This window comes from Sphingomonas arabinosi, from assembly GCF_036663715.1.
In the GTDB taxonomy this organism is placed as follows: Bacteria; Pseudomonadota; Alphaproteobacteria; order Sphingomonadales; family Sphingomonadaceae; genus Sphingomonas.
This window is the reverse complement of record NZ_JAXOJN010000016.1, coordinates 17,063-32,959: the sequence shown is the minus strand read 5'-3', so window position 1 is coordinate 32,959 and position 15,897 is coordinate 17,063. Positions and strand designations below refer to the sequence as shown.

Annotated in this window: 15 protein-coding genes; 14 read left to right on the top strand and 1 reads right to left on the bottom strand. The window is 65.3% G+C overall.

All coding sequences use genetic code 11. From position 1 onward, the window contains the following. The first annotated feature begins 92 nt into the window (after positions 1–92). The 14 genes from U1708_RS18130 to U1708_RS18065 all read left to right on the top strand — a co-directional run bounded on the left by U1708_RS18130 (position 93) and on the right by U1708_RS18065 (position 13,568). Positions 93–365, top strand: a complete 273-nt coding sequence (locus tag U1708_RS18130) for a hypothetical protein (RefSeq protein ID WP_151989800.1) — start codon at positions 93–95, stop codon at positions 363–365. Then, positions 362–802: a periplasmic heavy metal sensor gene (locus U1708_RS18125; RefSeq protein ID WP_151989801.1), complete on the top strand. Its 441-nt coding sequence runs from the start codon at positions 362–364 to the stop codon at positions 800–802. Before U1708_RS18130 ends, U1708_RS18125 begins: the two co-directional genes overlap by 4 nt. Then, on the top strand, positions 799–1,392 hold the full coding sequence (locus U1708_RS18120) for an RNA polymerase sigma factor (protein ID WP_151989802.1): 594 nt from the start codon (positions 799–801) through the stop codon (positions 1,390–1,392). Before U1708_RS18125 ends, U1708_RS18120 begins: the two co-directional genes overlap by 4 nt. Positions 1,393–1,438: 46 nt before the next feature. Continuing rightward, positions 1,439–3,415: a copper resistance system multicopper oxidase gene (locus tag U1708_RS18115; RefSeq protein ID WP_151989803.1), complete on the top strand. Its 1,977-nt coding sequence runs from the start codon at positions 1,439–1,441 to the stop codon at positions 3,413–3,415. 65 nt (positions 3,416–3,480) lie between these two features. Continuing rightward, positions 3,481–4,629 (top strand): copper resistance protein B, encoded by a 1,149-nt coding sequence (locus U1708_RS18110; protein ID WP_151989818.1) that lies wholly within the window; start codon positions 3,481–3,483, stop codon positions 4,627–4,629. A 101-nt stretch (positions 4,630–4,730) separates the two neighbouring features. Beyond that, positions 4,731–5,375: a PepSY-associated transmembrane domain-containing protein gene (locus U1708_RS18105; RefSeq protein WP_234422477.1), complete on the top strand. Its 645-nt coding sequence runs from the start codon at positions 4,731–4,733 to the stop codon at positions 5,373–5,375. Beyond that, positions 5,372–5,965, top strand: coding sequence for a DUF305 domain-containing protein (locus U1708_RS18100; RefSeq protein WP_409349185.1), 594 nt, complete (start codon positions 5,372–5,374; stop codon positions 5,963–5,965). Before U1708_RS18105 ends, U1708_RS18100 begins: the two co-directional genes overlap by 4 nt. 81 nt (positions 5,966–6,046) lie before the next feature. Next, on the top strand, positions 6,047–6,421 hold the full coding sequence (locus tag U1708_RS18095) for a DUF305 domain-containing protein (protein WP_151989804.1): 375 nt from the start codon (positions 6,047–6,049) through the stop codon (positions 6,419–6,421). Between the two features lie 58 nt (positions 6,422–6,479). Next, positions 6,480–6,926, top strand: coding sequence for a DUF411 domain-containing protein (locus tag U1708_RS18090; RefSeq protein ID WP_151989805.1), 447 nt, complete (start codon positions 6,480–6,482; stop codon positions 6,924–6,926). 38 nt (positions 6,927–6,964) lie between these two features. After that, entirely contained in the window at positions 6,965–7,324 is a 360-nt protein-coding gene (locus U1708_RS18085) for a hypothetical protein (protein WP_221211910.1), read from the top strand. An 88-nt stretch (positions 7,325–7,412) separates the two neighbouring features. Next, positions 7,413–8,642: a TolC family protein gene (locus U1708_RS18080; protein WP_151989806.1), complete on the top strand. Its 1,230-nt coding sequence runs from the start codon at positions 7,413–7,415 to the stop codon at positions 8,640–8,642. Between the two features lie 11 nt (positions 8,643–8,653). Further along, positions 8,654–10,108 carry an efflux RND transporter periplasmic adaptor subunit gene (locus tag U1708_RS18075; protein WP_234422475.1) on the top strand — a complete coding sequence of 485 codons (1,455 nt, stop codon included), beginning with the start codon at positions 8,654–8,656 and terminating at the stop codon, positions 10,106–10,108. Then, positions 10,105–13,245, top strand: coding sequence for an efflux RND transporter permease subunit (locus U1708_RS18070; RefSeq protein WP_159513019.1), 3,141 nt, complete (start codon positions 10,105–10,107; stop codon positions 13,243–13,245). Before U1708_RS18075 ends, U1708_RS18070 begins: the two co-directional genes overlap by 4 nt. Beyond that, positions 13,242–13,568 carry a copper-binding protein gene (locus U1708_RS18065; protein WP_159513018.1) on the top strand — a complete coding sequence of 109 codons (327 nt, stop codon included), beginning with the start codon at positions 13,242–13,244 and terminating at the stop codon, positions 13,566–13,568. Before U1708_RS18070 ends, U1708_RS18065 begins: the two co-directional genes overlap by 4 nt. Positions 13,569–13,806: 238 nt before the next feature. On the opposite strand, the gene U1708_RS18060 is transcribed toward U1708_RS18065, so the two are convergent. Then, complete coding sequence (locus U1708_RS18060) at positions 13,807–15,756, bottom strand: cytochrome c/FTR1 family iron permease (RefSeq protein WP_159513029.1); 1,950 nt, start codon at positions 15,754–15,756, stop codon at positions 13,807–13,809. Positions 15,757–15,897 lie beyond the last annotated feature (141 nt).

Below are 15,897 nucleotides of genomic sequence, written 5' to 3'. Positions count from 1 at the left end.
TCTACGCGGCGCAGGTGCGCACCCCTCACGCTAGCGATGAGGGATGATGGGCAGCGCTGCGTAACCAGTGTTAGAGGGGCGGAGTGGAAAACATGGATGATCTGGACAGAGCGTTGGCGAGGTTGGCGGGAGCACCTGTTCCGGCCGCTCTGGACGACGTCGAAGCACGTGTTCTCGCGCGCATTGGCACCCGGCCGGTCGTGCGGCAGGCCGGGCTCGGCATTGGTGTGGTGGCGGTCGCGGCATTGGCGATCGGCATGATCGGCGCCGAATTGCCGGCGACCGCGAGCCCCGCGGTGTCGCTCGCACCGCTCGGTGGGGCTTCGCCGCTCGCACCCTCAACTTTGCTGATCGGCGAGCCATGACCTCGACCAAGCGCGTCGTTCTGTGTGTCGTCCTCGCCTTTGTCGCGGCGATCGGGGGCGTGTTCGTCGGACGTGCGCTGTTGCCCCATCCCAAGCAGCCGGGTGCCGCGCTGCACGAGGTCCTGCACCACAAGCTCGCGCTCGATGCCGATCAGCAGGCAAAGCTGAAGGTTCTGGAGGACCGGTTCGCGGTGCAACGGCGCGCTCTCGAGCTGGAGTTGCGCGCGACCAATGCCCGGCTCGCCGAGGCGATCGAGGCCGAGCACGGCAACGGCCCGCGGGTCACGGCCGCGGTCGATCAGAGCCATGCCGCGATGGGCGAGCTGCAGAAGGCTACGTTGGCGCACATCTTCGCCATGCGGCAGCTTCTGCGAGCCGATCAGACCTCCCAATTCGATGCTGCGGTGGTGAAGGCGCTCACCGACGGCCAGGGGTGAGCCTCGATTGGACCACGCTGTCCGATGGCGAGCTGGCGACGCTCAGCATTGCCGGTCGGCAGGCCGCTTTTGCCGAAATCGTGCGGCGCTACCAACAGCCGGTGTTCCGGCTCGCGCGGGCTTGCGTCGGCGAACCGGACGAGGCGCTCGACCTGGTGCAGGAGACGTTCGTCGCCGCACACCAGGCTCTCCCGCGCTACGACGGACAGCGCGCCATGAAGGCGTGGCTTTCGACGATCGCGATCAACAAGTGCCGTGACTGGGCGCGAAAGCGCACGGTGCGCCGGTTCTTCTCCTTTGCGGTTCCCATCGATCGCCGCGCCGAAGCTGTGGTGGACGATCGGGTTGCGGTCGACGACGGCGCAGCCGACCGCCAGGAGTTGGACCGGGTGACAGGTGCCATTTCGACCCTGCCCATGAACCTCAAGGAAGCGCTGGTGCTGCGCACTATCGAAGGTTTAAGCCAAGCCGAAACCGCCGAGGTGTTGGGGATCAGCCAGAAGGCTGTCGAAACCCGCCTTTACCGTGCCCGTTCGCGCCTCCTCGAAAAGTTGAGCGCCGAACAAGGGATGGCCGCGCGGGACGCGTAGAAGGATTAAGACGGGCCGGTAGCGGCCCACCCTTCGAGGAGCTTTCATGTCGCGCGTTCTCGACCGCCGCCAAGTGCTGCGCGGTGCCACCCTAGCCGGAAGCGGCCTTGCATTGTCGGCCTACATGCCGGCGTGGGCGCAGCCAGTGTCCGCGGGGATCGCCAAGCCATTGCCGACCGTGTCGGGCGACGACATCACGCTGAAGGTCGCGCATCAGATGATGATGATCGACGGGCGGCAGAGCCATGCCATCGGCATCAACGGCACCGTACCCGCCCCGCTCATCCGCCTGCGCGAGGGGCAGAACGTGCGCCTCCACGTCGTGAACGAGCTGGACGAAGAGACGTCAATCCACTGGCACGGGCTGTTGGTGCCCTTCCAGATGGACGGTGTGCCCGGCATCAACTTCCCGGGCATCCCCGCGCGCTCGACCTTCACCTACGAGTTCCCGATCATCCAGAACGGCACCTACTGGTATCACAGCCACTCGGGGCTTCAGGAGCAAGAGGGACACTACGGCCCGATCCTGATCGACCCCAAGGACCCCGACCCGGTGCAGTTCGATCGCGAGCACGTCATCGTGCTGTCCGATCACAGCTTCCAACACCCGCACTACCTGTTCGACCGCCTCAAGAAGGAGTCGGGCTATTTCAACCGTCAGCGCCAGACCTTGGGCGGGCTGCTGGCCGGTAAGGATCAGCCGCTGAAAGAGCGGCTAATGTGGGGCAAGATGCGGATGGACCCCGCCGATGTCGCCGACGTGACCGCCTCGACCTACACCTATCTGGTTAACGGCCATGGCCCCAAGGACAATTGGACCGCTCTGTTCCGACCGGGTGAGCGGGTGCGGCTCCGCTTCATCAACGCATCGTCCATGACGACCTTCAACGTCCGCATCCCCGGCCTGCCGATGACGATCGTCGCGGCCGATGGGTTGAACGTGCGCCCGATCGAGATTGACGAGTTCCAATTCGGTCCGGCCGAGACTTATGACGCGGTCGTCACGCCGCCCGACATGCGCGCCTATACGCTGGTGGGCGAGAGCGTCGACCGGTCCGGCATGGCGCGCGCGACGCTCGCACCCCGCGAGGGCATGGCGGCCGAGGTCCCACCACTGCGCAAGCGCCCGCTCGCGACCATGAAGGACATGGGCATGGGCGGCCATGACATGAGCACCATGGATCACGGCTCCATGCAGGGCATGGGGAGCGGAGCAATGGGCGCGCAGGCTGGATCGATGGCGGGCATGGACCACAGCACGATGGGCCAGAGCGCGGGTGCCGGTTCGATGCAGGGCATGGACCATTCCCAGATGAACCATGGCGCGACCGGCGCTGCTGCCGGCGCCATGGCCGGGATGACCGCGCCGCAGGGTCAGAGCGGCGCGATGGCCGGAATGGATCACGGGTCGCGTGCCATGCCGGGCATGACGGATGGGCAGCCGATGGCCGGTATGGACATGGGCGGCATGAACATGCGCGACTTCTCGAAAGCCCCGAGCGTGAAGAAGGGACCAGGCGTCCAGACCATTTCGGCCATGCCCGTCGATCGCACCGGCGAGCCAGGTCAGGGACTGGAGAACGTCGGGCACCGCGTGCTCACCTATCGCGATCTGGTTGCGCTCGACCGCAATCCCGACACGCGGGCACCCGAGCGCGAGATCAAGCTCCACCTTACCGGCAACATGGAACGGTACATGTGGGGCTTCGATGGCGAGAAGCTGTCGGAGAGCCCCGATCCGATCACCCTGCTGCACGGCGAGCGGGTGCGCGTCACCCTCATCAACGACACGATGATGGGCCATCCGATTCATATCCACGGTCACTTCTTCGACCTGGTGACAGGGAAAGGCGCCTATGCGCCCCGGAAGCATACCGTGCTGGTCCAGCCAGGCGGCACGGTGAGCTGGGACGTGACAGGCGAGGAAGGCGATTGGGCGTTCCACTGCCACATGCTCTACCACATGCACGCAGGCATGATGCGCGTCGTCCAGGTCCGCAAGGCCGGGGAGGCGGCAGCGTGAACCGGTCGCTCCTTCTCGCCGGCCTCGCCTCGGCAGTCGTCGCCAGCCCCGTGTTCGGGCAGAGCATGGATCATTCCATGCACAACATGCCGGGGATGACCATGCCGGCAAAGCCCGCGGCCAAGGCGACTCCCACGCCCACACGGAAAGCAGCCGCGAAACCCGCGGCCAAGCGGAAGGCCCCTGTTCGGCGTGCGGCCCCCCGTCGTGCGCCGACCGCGCCGGCTCGGGCGGCCGATCCGCACGCCGGTCACGACATGAGCGGGATGCAGGGAATGAACATGGGCGGGCAGCAGGCCGCGCCCGCCCAGGACCCGCACGCCGGCCACGACATGTCCGCCATGCCCGGCATGGGCTCTCCGGCAGCAGCGGGGCAGGACCCGCATGCCGGGCATGACATGAGCGCGATGCCCGGTATGGCGATGGAGGGTAGTAGTCAGGCAGGCGCCAGGGTCGGGACCGACCTTCCTCCCGGCAACAAGCCCGCTCCCGCGCCGCCCGGCGATCATCTCGCCGATCGTGTCTGGGGGGCGGATGCCATGGCCAGCTCGCGAGAAAACGATCTGCGGCGCGAGCATGGCGGGATGACCTACTATCAGGTGCTCTTCAATCTCGCGGAGTATCAGGCCCGCAAGGGACGCGACGGCTACCGCTGGGATGGCGAAGCTTGGGTCGGAGGCGACATCAACCGGTTGTGGCTGAAGTCTGAGGGTGAAGGCAGCTTCGGCAAATCACTGGAAAGCGCCGAGGTGCAGGCGCTCTACAGCCACGCCCTCGATCCCTACTGGAACCTCCAGGCCGGCGTCCGCTACGACTTCAAGCCGAACCCGTCGCGCACCTATGCGACGATCGGGATCGAAGGCCTGGCTCCCTACCAATTCGAGGTCGAGGGCGCGCTGTTCCTCTCCGACAAGGGGGACGTGCTCGCCCGCGCCGAGGGCTATTACGACCAGCGCATCACCAACTACTTTGTTCTCCAGCCTAGGGTGGAGGCCAACTTTGCGGCCCAGGACGTGCGGGATAACGGGATCGGCTCCGGGCTGACGGACCTGGAGGCCGGTTTGCGGCTTCGCTACGAGGGCCGCCGTGAGTTCGCGCCCTATATCGGCGTGTCGTGGGAACGGCAGTTCGGCGACACCGCGCGCTTCTCGCGGGCGCGTGGCGACGACACGGGGGGCTTCAGCTTCGTCGCCGGCGTGAGGACCTGGTTCTGAGCCCGCGGCTCCGCCTCCACCTTGGAGCGAGCAAGATCCACCGCTGGCTTGCTCTCCTGATCGGCGCGCAGGCGATCGTCTGGTTCACCAGCGGCCTTGTGATGAGCCTGCTCCCCATCGACACCGTGCACGGCGATCATCGGATCGAACGGAACGCCGAGCCGGCGCTGTCGAGCACCCAAGGCTTCGCACCGTTGCCTGCCTTGCTCGCGTCGGTCGGAGCGCCGGTCCGACAGCTTCAGCACCGCATGCTGCTCGGGCGGCCGATCGTCGAGGCGCAGCTGGCGGATGGTCACATCCGTCTGCTGGACGCGCGCACGGCTGCGCCGCTCCCGCCACTGGATGCCAAGGCCGCAGGGACGATCGCTCAGAAGGCGTATCGAGGGAATGGTTTGCCCGCGCCCACCATCGAGCGGGTCGACCGACCCAGCACCGAGTATCGCGGGGCGTTGCCCGCTTGGCGTGCGACGTTCGCCGACAATGACGCCACCCGCATCTACGTAGCGGCCGAGACGGGACGGCTCACGTCGGTCCGGACAGGAACGTGGCGGCTGTACGATTTCTTCTGGGGTCTCCACATCATGGATTGGACGGAGCACGAGCGGTTCAACACGCCGTGGCTCAACGCTTTCGCCGCAGGCGGTCTCGTCTTTGCGGTATCCGGCGCAATCCTTCTCTTCATGCGCTGGCCGAGACGGGCGCGCCGCAAAGCCGGGGGGCATATGTCCAGACAGGGAGTCGCATGATGGATGACCACGAAGGCAAGATGAACATGGGGATGGGCTATGGTCGCTTCGCGGCAATGGTGGCGACCTCGACCGTTGTCATGTTCGGGCTGATGTACGTGAACGTCTATGCCCTCGGGCATATCGAATTCAGTCAGACACGGTTCTGGATGGCGTTCGTGATGGGCGCCACGATGGCGATCATCATGCTCCTCTTCATGTGGTCGATGTACAAGAACAAACGGACGAATGCCGCGATCATCGGGGGTAGCATCGTGGTGTTCGCGCTCGCGCTGTGGCTCGTCCGCAGTCAGGAGACGGTGGACGACGTGAGCTGGATGAAAGCCATGATCCCGCACCACTCGATCGCGATCCTGACGAGCGAGCGCGCTCACATCAAAGACCCCGAGGTTCGCAAGCTGGCGGACGGAATCATCGATGCTCAGGTTCGTGAGATCACGCAGATGAAGCGGGCCATTGCCAGGCTCGAGGCAAATCCTACGCCTGCGAATGCGCCCGACCTGCCCTCCTATCGTGACAAGCAGGTTCCCCCTCCCCCGCCTGAAACTGATGAGAGCGTCGGAGTTGATACCCTTCAGCCGATCCGCTGAATTCGATCACGGGCGTGAGGGATACGGTCCGCGCGCCCGTATCTCTCCTGTGGGCGGGGGCGTTTACCCAGGAGAGACACGATGAAGAAGATGACTGTTCTGGCCCTCGCGGCCGCGCTCGGCGCCGCTCCGGCCATCGCCCAGATGCAGGGCATGGATCATTCGGGCATGAACCACGGTCAGATGATGCAGCCGACGCCGGCGAACCCCTATCCGCCCTCTGAAATGCAGATGCATCAGAAGATGATGTCGGCCATGGGCGCCGATGCGACCGAGACCTGGGTCCGCAAAATGGTTGAGCATCATCGCGGCGGCATTGCCATGTCGCAGATAGTGTTGCGCGAAACCAAGGACGCAAAGGTCCGCCAGATGGCGACCAAGACGATCGCCGAGCAGAACAAGGAAGTCGGCGAGCTGAACGCCTGGCTGCGGGCGCACGGCAAGGCTGCACAGTGATCGGCCCCCGCCCCACCGCAGGGTTTGCCTGTGGTGGGGCGACCATCTAGGAACAGATATGACCCGCATCTGCCTTCTCGCCGCTGTTGCAGCGTTCGCCATGCCGGTTGCAGCCTTGGCTGCCGGGCCGGTGCTGATGCATCGCGATCCGGGCTGCCCATGTTGCGAGAAGTGGGCGCAGCAGGTGAAGGCTCAGTTCGGTCGCGCGGTCCGCGTCGTCGACGACGCGAACCGGCCCGCGTTCATGAAGGCCCGGGGCGTACCTGCGGACTTGGCCTCGTGCCACACGGCTATTATCGACGGCATAACGTTCGAGGGTCATGTGCCGATCGCCGATATGAAGCGGGCTCTGGCAACGCACCCGAAGGGTGTGACGGGGCTCGCGGTTGCCGGGATGCCGATGGGCTCGCCGGGCATGGAGATGCCGGGCATGACGGCCCAGCCCTACAACGTCGTTGCGTTCGGACCCGGTGGGCGGCGAGTATTCGCTCACCACGGCGGATAGTCGTTGACACCCGCACCCCCACGCCCGACCGTATCGGTGTGAAAGGTCATCTTTCCCTCCTTCTCCTCTTGGGAGCATTGGTTGGCCTGTTCGGTCAACAGGCTGCCTATGCAGGTGGGCCCGCGCTCGCGCCTGCGATGGAGGCGAGCCATGCCATGCCGACGGGAATGGATTGCGCCGGCACGGAAGGAATGCCGGAGGCCACGCACGAGCAACCCTGCAAGGGGCTCACGCTTGCGTGCATCGCGCAGATGGGATGCATGATTCCCATGACCATCCAGGACCGTCTCCCTTTGACGGCACCACGCGTTCCCCTGCCTCCCGTCGCCTACCGCGCCGTGGATGCACCCTTGGCCGGCCGCGACCTAATGCCGGAACTACAACCGCCCACCGTCTGAGCTGACCCGATCGCGGTCGTGCCTCGCCTTCTTGCCAGAGCGCGGGGCGAGCGTGTGATCGTATCATCCCTTCCAGACGGAATTAGCCATGCGCGCATCCATGATGCTGGCCGTCGCGGTGCTTTCAGCGAGCACCGCGCAGGCGCAATCTCTGACTTACGACCAAGCGATACGCGGGGCGGTTGCAAACGCCCCAGGGGCAGCCGCAGCGCGTGCAGGGGTATCAGCTGCCCAAGCAGAGGCCGGCGCCGCCGGAAGCCTCCCCGATCCACGGCTGTCGATCGGCGTCGATAACTATCCGATCTCGGGACCCCCGGCCTTCTCGCTGACCCGCGACGACATGACGATGGGGCGGGTCGGGTTTCAGCAGGACCTACCCAATCTCGCCAAGCGCCATGCCGCTCAGGCGCAGGCTCGGGCGGCGATCGTCACCGCGCAAGCGTCTCAGGAGGTCAAGTTTCGGCAAGTCCGGTTGGGGGCGGGACAGGCGTGGATGGATCTTGCCTATACTGAACGACGATTGGCAGCACTCGACGCGATCATCCGTTCGTTGCGTACGCTTCCCTCTGCTGCACGCACCGCTGTGGCGTCTGGGACGGCCCGTCCGGCCCAGAGCCTGGGTATCAACCAGGCCATCGCCGGGCTGGAGGATCGGCGCGACGAGCTGGTCGCCGCAGTTGCGCGCGCCCGCGCGATGCTGGCTCGCTGGACGGGCGTTCCGGCACCCGAGATCGCCGGCGACGTGCCGGTGATCGACCTGGTGCCGGCGAAGCTGCGGACGGCGCTTGAGCAGCATCCCGACATGGTTTCCGCCGACGCGAGCATTCATCGTGCCCAGGCTGATGTGGACGCGGCACGTGCAGAAAAGCGTCCGGATTGGGGTGCCGAAGTGGCGTACCAGCGTCGTGACCCTCGCTACGGAGACATGGTATCGGCGGGGGTGTCGATGAGCCTGCCGCTGTTCGCTCGGTCGCGCCAGGATCCTCGTATCGCGGCACGCCGATCTGCTCAAGCGCAAGCGGAAGCACAGCGCGAGGAGACGCGGCGCACTCTGGCAGCCGGCCTCGACGCCGCGCTGGCCGACCATGAGATGCACCATAGCCAATGGCAGCGGGCGCTACGCGTACTTCTCCCGCTCGCTCGGGAGCGCGCCGACCTGGAAACGGCGAGCTATGCCGCCGGTAGGGCGAATCTTACGGACATCATCGATGCCAAGACGGCCCTGGCCGACGCGGAGCTGACGGCGCTCGATCGCGAGGCGGATGTCGCTTCCGATGCCGTCCGGCTCACAATCACCTTCGGGAGCGACGACCGATGAGAGGCACGAACATGACCCGCGCCCGCCTTGCAACTGCTGCTGGTGCGCTTGCCCTTGTGGCAGGCGGCATCGGTTTTGGCATCGCGCGGCTTGGGAACACGGCCAGCTCGCCAACGCAGCAGGCCCAAACGAACCAGCGCAAGATCCTCTACTGGTATGACCCCATGATCCCGGCCGAACATCATGACGGTCCGGGTCTCTCGTCCATGGGGATGAAGACGATCCCCCGATATGCCGATGATGGCACCGGCGCGAATGCCATGCCGGGGGTCACTATCGATGCTGGCAGCATGCAGCGCCTTGGAGCGCGGATCGTGTCGGCCGAGCGAGGGACGCTCGCCAACGCGGTGACCGTGACGGGCAGCATTGAGTTCGACGAGCGCACCCTCGCCGTCATCCAGGCTCGCAGCGCCGGCTTCGTTCAACGTGTTTATGCACGCGCGCCCGGTGACGTGGTGTCCGCTGGAGCGCCACTGGCCGACCTCCTGGTTCCTGAATGGGCAGGTGCGCAAGCCGAGTACGAGGCGGTTCGGCGTACCGGGGATGCCTCCCTGACACGGGCCGCACGCCAACGCATGACGCTTCTCGGTATGACCGGTTCGACCGGCGGGCGAACGACGATCCGTACGCCGATCGGCGGGGTCATCAAGACGCTGAGCGTGCGACAGGGCATGACCTTGGCGCAGGGCCAGACCCTCGCTGAGGTGAATGGGCTCGGCACTGTCTGGCTGAACGCGGCCGTCCCCGAGGCGGGCGCCGGCACGCTGCGCGTCGGCACTCCCGTAACCGCCACGCTTGCGGCTTTCCCGGGGGAGACCTTCGCAGGCCGGATTACTGCCATTCTGCCTCAGGCGCAGGCCGAAACCCGCACGCTCACCGTGCGGATCGAACTGGCCAACAGAGGCGGCAGGCTTCGGCCGGGCATGTTCGCCAGCGTCGCACTCGGGCAGGATTCACGCGATAGGCTGCTCGTGCCCAGCGAGGCCGTGATCCGCACCGGTCGCCGCACGCTCGTCATGCTCGCTGGCCCCGGCGGGCGGTTCCGACCCGCTGAAGTGCGAACCGGCACCGAAGGTGGCGGGAAAACAGAAATTCTTGCGGGGCTCGCCGAGGGCGAGAAGGTCGTGGCATCCGGCCAGTTCCTGATCGATTCCGAGGCCAGCCTTGCAGGCCTCGATGCGCGGCCGATCGGCGGTGAAGCGAAGCCGCAACCAAAACAGCCGTCGGCTGCGACTGGTCAAGTCTATGAGACAGTCGGGCGTGTGGAGACGTTGGACGCGAGTTCGATAACGCTGTCTCATGAGCCAGTGCCGGCGATCGGGTGGCCGGCGATGACGATGAGCTTCCGCGTTGCCAATCCCGCCCTGCTGCGCGGCTACAAGAAGGGAGATCGTGTTCGGTTCGGTTTCGACCAGCCATCGGAAGGCCCGACCCTGCGCCGCATCATGCAGGAGCGCAGCCGGTGATCGCCAAGATTATCCGCTGGTCCGTCGCCAACCGGTTCCTTGTTGTGCTGGCAGCGCTCGCACTTGCCATCGCCGGCGTGTTCGCGCTGCGGGCCACGCCCGTCGATGCCTTGCCCGATCTATCGGATACCCAGGTCATCATCCGGACAAGCTGGCCGGGCCAGGCGCCGCAGATCGTGGAGAACCAGGTTACCTATCCGCTGACCACTACCATGCTGTCCGTGCCCGGCGCCAAGACCGTGCGCGGCTATTCCTTCTTCGGCGGCAGCTACGTCTATGTGATCTTCGACGAGGGCACGGACCTGTATTGGGCACGCTCCCGCGTGCTCGAATATCTGAGCCAGGTTCAAGGTCGGCTGCCACAAGGGGCACAGGCCGCCCTCGGCCCGGACGCCACCGGTGTGGGCTGGATCTACGAATATGCGTTGGTGGACCGCAGCGGCCGCCACGACTTGTCTCAGCTTCGATCGCTGCAGGACTGGTTCCTGCGCTACGAGTTGAAAACCCTCCCCGGTGTCGCTGAAGTGGCCAGCATCGGGGGCATGGTGAAGCAGTACCAGGTGCTGCTCGACCCGACCCGGCTTGCTTCGCTAGGCGTCACCCACGCCCAGACGGTGGAAGCCATCCGCCGCGCCAATCAGGAGGCGGGCGGTTCGGTGCTGGAGATGGGTGGGGCGGAGTATATGGTTCGCGCGTCGGGCTATCTTCGTACCGTCGATGATTTTCGCGCAATTCCGCTGAGGGTCGCCGGGGCCGGTGTCCCGGTGACGTTGGGCGACGTCGCCACCATCCAGATCGGCCCTGAGATGCGACGGGGCATCGCGGATCTCAATGGCGAGGGAGAGGTAGCGGGCGGTGTCGTCATCCTGCGCCAAGGCAAGAACGCCCGGGAGACGATCGAGGCGGTGAAAACCAAGCTGGTCGAGCTGAGGCGAAGCCTTCCCCCCGGCGTGCAGGTCGTCACCACCTACGACCGGTCGCAACTGATCGATCGCGCGGTCGAGAATCTGTCGAGCAAGCTCCTCGAGGAGTTCGTCGTTGTGGCGATCGTGTGCGGGCTGTTCCTCTGGCACGTTCGATCGGCCTTGGTCGCGATCGTCACCCTGCCGCTCGGCGTACTCGCCGCCCTGCTCGTCATGCGCGTCCAGGGCGTTAACGCCAACATCATGTCCTTGGGCGGGATCGCCATTGCGATCGGTGCAATGGTGGATGCGGCCATTGTCATGATCGAGAACGCGCATAAGCGGATCGAGCATTGGGAGCATGACCACCCTAGCCAAGCGCTCGCAGGCGAGGAGCGCTGGCAGGTCATCACCGAAGCTGCCGCGGAAGTCGGTCCGGCGCTGTTCTTCAGCCTCGTCATCATCACGCTCTCGTTCGTGCCCGTCTTTACGCTTGAAGCTCAGGAAGGCCGGCTGTTTGCACCGCTCGCCTTCACCAAGAGCTATGCGATGGCGGCAGCTGCCATTCTCTCCATCACGCTCGTCCCAGTGCTGATGGGGTGGCTGATCCGGGGTCGCATCCCTGCCGAGCAGGACAACGTCATCAACCGAGGCCTGACCCGCCTCTACCGGCCCGCCCTGGACCGGGTGATGGCGCGCCCCTGGGTGACGATCGCGGTCGCCATTGTGGTACTGGCAACGACAGCCTGGCCGCTCGCGCGGCTCGGAGGCGAGTTCATCCCCTCGATGGATGAGGGCGACCTGCTTTACATGCCATCGGCGTTACCGGGCCTCTCTGCCGCCAGTGCTTCCGATCTGCTGCAACGAACCGATCGCCTCATTAAAACCGTGCCTGAAGTCGCAACCGTGTTCGGGAAGGCCGGCCGGGCCGAAACGGCGACCGACCCCGCCCCGCTGGAGATGTTCGAGACGACGATCCAGTTCAAGCCACGCGACCAGTGGCGCGCGGGGATGACGCCAGCGAAGCTGGTGGAGGAGCTGGACCGAACGGTTCGCGTTCCCGGGCTCACCAATGTCTGGGTGCCGCCCATCCGAAATCGGATCGACATGCTGGCGACGGGCATCAAAAGTCCGATCGGCGTCAAGGTGTCGGGCGCCGATCTGGCCGAGCTGGACCGGATAGGGGCTAGCGTCGAGCGCATTGCAAAGACCGTGCCGGGCGTCAGTTCCGCCCTGGCGGAGCGGTTAACCGGCGGGCGCTACGTCGACGTGGACATCGATCGGGCGAGCGCTGCCCGGTACGGCCTCAACATTGCCGACGTTCAGGAGATCGTCGCGGGCGCAATTGGGGGCGAGACGATCGGGGAAACGGTCGAGGGCCTGGCGCGCTATCCCATCAGCGTTCGCTATCCGCGCGAGTTGCGAGACAGCCTGGAAGGGCTGCGGACGCTTCCCATAGTGACTGCCACGGGTCAGCAGATCACGCTCGGCACGGTCGCGGCGGTGTCGGTCGCCGAGGGGCCGCCAATGCTCAAGACCGAGAACGGGCGACCATCGACATGGGTCTATGTCGACGTCCGCGACCGTGACCTGGCTTCGACCGTTGCCGACCTGCAGCGCGCTGTTGCGAAGGGGGTGCGACTCAGCCCCGGCGTATCGATCGCCTATTCGGGGCAGTTCGAGTATCTGCAGCGTGCCGAAAGCCGGCTGATGCTCGTCATTCCAGCGACGCTCGCGATCATCTTCCTGCTGCTCTACCTGACGTTCGGCCGGCTCGACGAGGCGGCGTTGGTCATGGGGACCCTGCCCTTCGCTCTGGTCGGAGGCATCTGGATCCTCTGGCTGCTCGGCTATGCGCAGTCGGTCGCGACGGGGGTGGGGTTCATCGCCCTGGCGGGTGTCTCTGCAGAGTTCGGCGTCGTGATGCTGATCTATCTGAAACACGCCCTCGCCGCTCGCGGTCCTTCGCCTACGAAAGAGGAAGTCGTCGAAGCAATCCGCGAAGGCGCTCTGCTGCGGGTTCGGCCCAAGGCGATGACCGTTGCCGTCATCATCGCCGGCCTGCTCCCCGTCCTTGTCGGACACGGTGCCGGTTCAGAGGTCATGAGCCGCATCGCGGCACCGATGATCGGCGGAATGCTGACGGCTCCCCTCCTATCCCTGTTCCTCTTGCCCGCCGCCTACATGCTGTTGCGGCAGCGAGGTCTCACCAGTTCCAAAAGGAGTGCATCATGAAAGTCTCGTCTATACTTCGGGCAGGTCTTGTCCTGCTTCTCACCCCCCTCACCGCCAACGCTGTGGCCGCCCCAGCATCGCCGGCCGCGTCGGCCGCAAAGGTCGGCAAAGGTACGGGTACGATCACGGCTCTCGACCCGCGGGCAGGAACCGTCACGATCAAGCACGGTCCCATACCGGCGATCGGTTGGCCGGCGATGACCATGGCCTTCCGCGCCTCGCCTCCGGCTTTGCTCAAGAACCTTCGGGCGGGGCAGCGGGTCGCCTTCACGGCAAAGGCACAAGGCATGAACGCTCAAGTCACGGCGATCAGACCGCAATGAGGTAGGATGATAGCTGGTTTTCGACGGTCGCTGCCGGCGACCGTCGAAACTAGTGCTGCTTTGCGAGCACCGGGACGACCATCATCACGTTTTCGGTCAACAAGACGAAGCCCGGGGGTACATAGCTATCCCCGCCCGTGCAGGCGCACTTAAACGCGCGTTTGTGGACGGAAATCACCTCTATTCCGGAGATCCGACGTGGCTTTTACCGGCAACGGAACGACAAGGCAGATCATTCTCATTCCGCCGTTGCAACGCTCAAATTCGGCGCGGCTTTACGGCGGTTAAGGGAAAATCCGGCCAGGATTGCCAGCACCATGAGAAGCTGGGCCAAGATGGATTGCCAAGTAGGGAAGATCCCAAGGATGGATACCCGAGGCGCATCCGCAAGCGGAGCGATGTCGATGATCCCTGCCTCCTGTAGCGCCGCAACGCCTTTTCCAGCGAGCACCACCGTAAGCCCCGCCATCAGCCACGAACTGTAGGAGAAGACCTTGGCAATCGGAAGCTGGCGGCTGTAGCGGAGCATGGCCCATGCGATCACGGCGAGCAACGCGACTGCTGATCCCGCGCCGGCGAGAAGCGCACCGCCATTCCCCTGCGTCCATAGTGCGGCGTAGAACAGGATCGTTTCGAACACCTCGCGATACACCACCACGAAGGCCAGTCCGAACAGGAACCAGGCCGAGCGACCCGACAACGCGCGCGTCATCTTCTCTCGAATATAGCGCTGCCACTGATCAGCTTGCGCCTTGCCGTGCATCCATATTCCGACCGATAGCAGGACCACGGCAGCGAACAGGGAACCGAACCCTTCGGTCAGCTCTCGGCTCGCACCGCTGATCCCGATCGCATAGGTGGCGACCACCCAGGTTAACAGGCCAGCGACAAGCGCTCCGACCCAGCCACCATGGACATAGGGCAAGACTTCCGAGCGCTCCGCTTTGCGGAGGAAGGCGATCATGGCAACAACGATGAGCAGGGCTTCCAAGCCCTCGCGCAACAGGATCGTAAACGCGCCCAGGAAGGTCGATGCATCGCTGGAGGCGCCAGGGGCCAGCGCCGCTTCGGCATCGTCGAACAGATTATTCAGGACGAGCACCCGGTTCGCCAGATCGTCGGGCTCCGCACCCTGATCGACGGCAGCGCGGTATTCGCCCATCGCACCCTCGATCCGGGCGAGCAGCGTTGCATCGCGTGCGCCCAGCGTGGGTTCGATGGGCTCAAAACCATCCAAATAGGCGGACAGCGCTGCTTCCTTCGCTGCGCGACGATTGCCCTTGCGGGCGGCATCAAGGCTCGCTGCCAGCTTCTGCCGGACAATCGAGAGCGACGCAGGGGCCTGTTCGATCACAGCGTCGGGATGACGGCGTAGATAAGCCATGACCGCCAGTGCCCGCTTCTCGCCGATACTGTCGGCGAGCGCGGAAGGGGTGAGCGCCACGAGTGTCTGGAGGTCCGGCACCTGCTGGCGGAGCGACGGATCGGCCTTCCACAATCGCTCCCCTTCCCGCGCCTGTTCGTCGGTCAGTGCGAAGCTGCCGGCGCGAAAAGCCAAGGCCCAGCGATCCCCGTTTGAGAGCTCCGCAAAGCTCTGCATCGCCGTTCCGTCGATGCCTTGGGTTATCGCCTGATAGAGTGCAAATACGCTGCGCTGGCGGGCGCGTTCGACATCCGTGAACGCGATCGGCGGCGTCGTGAGCTTGGCCGCGTCGGGGCCATGTCCGTTGCCGGTCATGCCGTGACAGGCTGCGCAGGTGGAGCCAAACAGCGTCACCCCGCGAGCAAAGCTCGGTGGTGCTGCCGGGGCGAGCGGCACCGGGTAGGCTTTCAGTAGATCGGCTGCGAGCCCGTGTGCGAGCGTCCCGACTTCCTGCGGCGTTCCCTTGCGCCCGATCACGCTCTGGAGGCGCGCCACACCCGCGATCAGCGCCGCCCGCTCGGGCTTTGGCGGCAGCGCCGCAAGCCGCTGTGATACGGAGCCGGCAAACTCCGTCATCTCGGCATATTCGGCTGCGCTCTTTATCCGGCCGCCCTCGACCGCGCCGTTGTAATCGACCGCTACATAGTCGAGCAGGCGCCACGCGGTTTGGACGTCGTTCGGATCTGCGTTGGGCGCGGCATGCAGTGCCGTCAGCGGGATGAGCAAACCCATTAAGATCGCGAGCGCGACGGCAATGAGCCGCATGGAGGCGGCTTGGATCATGCGACCTGGAGGTGCGGCATCGATATTCAAAGGAAGGTTGAGCGGCGACATGCCGACCCCTTACAACCTCTAGCCGCTGTAGGAGCAAGCGATTTGAGACCCGCTCGCAATAACATGCTCAAC